Raw genomic sequence first — 2,500 nt, forward strand, 5'->3', positions numbered from 1 at the left:
AGGGAAATGAGCAATGAATTGGAGGAACGAAACATGAAGAAGGAAGCGCAAATTATCGCATTAGCAAATCAGAAAGGCGGTGTTGGAAAGACAACCACATGCCATGTACTGGCTTATGGGTTGGCAGATCAGGACTGCAAAGTATTGGTCATTGATACAGATCCACAATGCAATCTCACGGAAAGCTTCAGACTAGACTGCGACATGGAGGGGACTGTTTATCAGCTTTTCCGCAGAGAAAAGAAAGTGGAAGACTGCATTTGTCGGATCAATGCAAATATTAATCTTTTACCAGGCAGTCTGTCCATGGCAGGAGCAGATATGGAGTTTTCATTTGCCGGCAGAGAGTATTTGTTGAAAGAGGCGCTGGAACCAATCAAAGAAGAATATGATTTTATCTTGGTTGATACGCCGCCCACATTGGGTATCATCACCATCAACACATTGGCGGCAGCTGACGGAATCGTTATACCGGTCAAAGCATCAAAGTATTCCGTGCAAGGGCTATCGCAGCTGCTTCAAACTATACGGCTGGTACAAGGATATTACAACAAAGATCTTGCGATAACCGGCGTCCTGGTCACGCAGCATGAAGGTCGCAGCAACATACGCAAAGGCATCAAGGCTGCGTTGGACAAGCTGATGGATACACAGGGCATTAGGGTATTTGACAGCGTGATTCGGAACGGCGTTGCAATCGAAGAAGCGCAATACTGGCAGACAAACCCGCTTACGGAACGACCAAAGGCGTCAGTGACAGAAGATTATAGGGCATTTGTCACAGAGTTCTTACAAAATATTTGAGGAGTACATATGGAATTGAAAGAAGCGCTTATCATCCAACTAATGTTATGTTTTGGGACGCTGCTAGACGAAATTGGTATTTTTATCAGATTCATTTGGGGAACTGATAATGCATGTTTTTTAAGCACGAAGCTGTTGTTTTATGGTACAAGCATTATATTGACGGGTTTGGTGGGCTATCTCTTTGGACTCTTAATAATGATAAAATTTCTATGCTTCATTACGCCGATTATAGGCATGATATATATCGTGGAAGCTGGAAATAAAAGATGAAACATATGGTTAGGAGGAATTTAGTATGGGAAGAAGAAATGAATTTGATCCATCCGCATTGGAGAGCCTTTTTCCGGAAGCGGCTAAGGATAAGAAAGAGGAAAGCAGCAGTGTAACAGACATACCGCTTGATGACATTTTGCCATTTCACACGGGTGGAAGCCACCCATTTGAAGTGGTAGATGATGATGATATGCATAACCTTGAAGACGATATACGTGAAAACGGACAATTGGAACCGATTATTGTCCGGAAGGATGTGAACTTGGCAGGAAGATACGAAGCAATCACCGGTCACAGAAGAATGTTTGTAGCAAGAAAACTAGGACTTGATAAGATTAAAGCAACCATCGTAGATTATAATGACGAACAAGCTACCAGACTGATGGTTGTTTCAAATCTACAGAAGCGATCCATTATTAAGCCGTCTACAAAGGCAAAGGCATATGCATTGTATATGGAGGTTAATAAAAGGCAGGGAGAGCGAGCAGATTTAACTTCGTGCCCAGTGGGCACGAAGTCACGAACCGATGATCAGGCGGCAGAAGAGTTTCAGGAAAGTGCGAGAAATATTCAGCGTTACATACGGCTTAACGAACTCATTCTTCCGCTGCTTGGGATGGTAGATGCGAAAGAAATCAAGTTTAGAGTCGGCGTGGAATTGTCCTATCTGGATACGAAAGATCAGAAAAACTTGCTGGAGTATATGCAGGAAACCGGATATATGCCATCACTGGAAGAAGCGACGGAAATTAAAAAACATTATAAAAATGGGGGAACAGTAGATGCAGTATATCTTGACCAGCTAACTGGAAGAGACCGCAAAGTGACCGATGCAGAGACAGAACCAAAAGTGAAGAAGTTGAAAATCAATGAACGCTTTGTTACGGAGTATCTTCCGGAACCCATGCGAAAGCTGAATGTGGAAAGAAAAAGGGCATATACGCAGGCGGCGCTGATTATGTATAACAATTATTTAGCAGAGCATCCGGAAGAACAGAAAGAATGGGAAGGCTGAGTCAACCCCATAGAAGGAGGGCAGGAATGAATAACGTTTTGATGATGCCATTGCAGGAAAATATACCTGAACCAAAGCATAAGGACTGGAAACCAGCGGTGTGCCCCGTGTGTGGCGCACCTTGCTGGGAATCCGTGCAAGCCAGAATTTTAATACGAAAGATGCCAGGCATACTTAAGGCTTGCACAAATTGCGCGCTGAAAGGACAAGGAGAATGAAATGAGCCAACCTATGAGAACTTGTGGAGAATGTCAACACCTACAAAAATATCATGAAAATGTGTACGTATGTCCTAAAAAGAAAAACACCATTCCAAAGAAAAAACTCGGCGTAACAACCAATTGCCCAAACTGGGAGGCTGCACAAAAATCAAAAGAATAGAGGCGGTGTTACATCTATGTCAAT

The 2,500-nt window shown here is 43.1% G+C and carries 3 protein-coding genes; all 3 read left to right on the forward strand.

The genetic code is table 11. The features are described 5' to 3' along the window. Window positions 1-804, forward strand: an 804-nt coding sequence (locus D1151_RS16215) for a ParA family protein (protein WP_207708627.1), incomplete at its 5' end; no start/stop codon positions are given. A 9-nt stretch (window positions 805-813) separates the two neighbouring features. After that, the gene (locus D1151_RS16220) at window positions 814-1,077 is read left to right on the forward strand and encodes a hypothetical protein (RefSeq protein ID WP_161873775.1); all 264 of its coding nucleotides are present in this window, start codon (window positions 814-816) and stop codon (window positions 1,075-1,077) included. Window positions 1,078-1,102: 25 nt separating this feature from the next. Continuing rightward, on the forward strand, window positions 1,103-2,095 hold the full coding sequence (locus D1151_RS16225; protein ID WP_161873776.1) for a ParB/RepB/Spo0J family partition protein: 993 nt from the start codon (window positions 1,103-1,105) through the stop codon (window positions 2,093-2,095). Window positions 2,096-2,500 lie beyond the last annotated feature (405 nt).

Source organism: Emergencia sp. 1XD21-10 (genome assembly GCF_009936045.1).
In the GTDB taxonomy this organism is placed as follows: domain Bacteria; phylum Bacillota; class Clostridia; order Peptostreptococcales; family Anaerovoracaceae; genus Senimuribacter; species Senimuribacter intestinalis.

Bases quoted from the DNA above. Each gene is read 5' to 3' on its own strand.
- D1151_RS16225 (WP_161873776.1), top strand. From the start codon at position 1,103: ATGGGAAGAAGAAATGAATTTGATCCATCCGCATTGGAGAGCCTTTTT.
- D1151_RS16220 (WP_161873775.1), top strand. From the start codon at position 814: ATGGAATTGAAAGAAGCGCTTATCATCCAACTAATGTTATGTTTTGGG.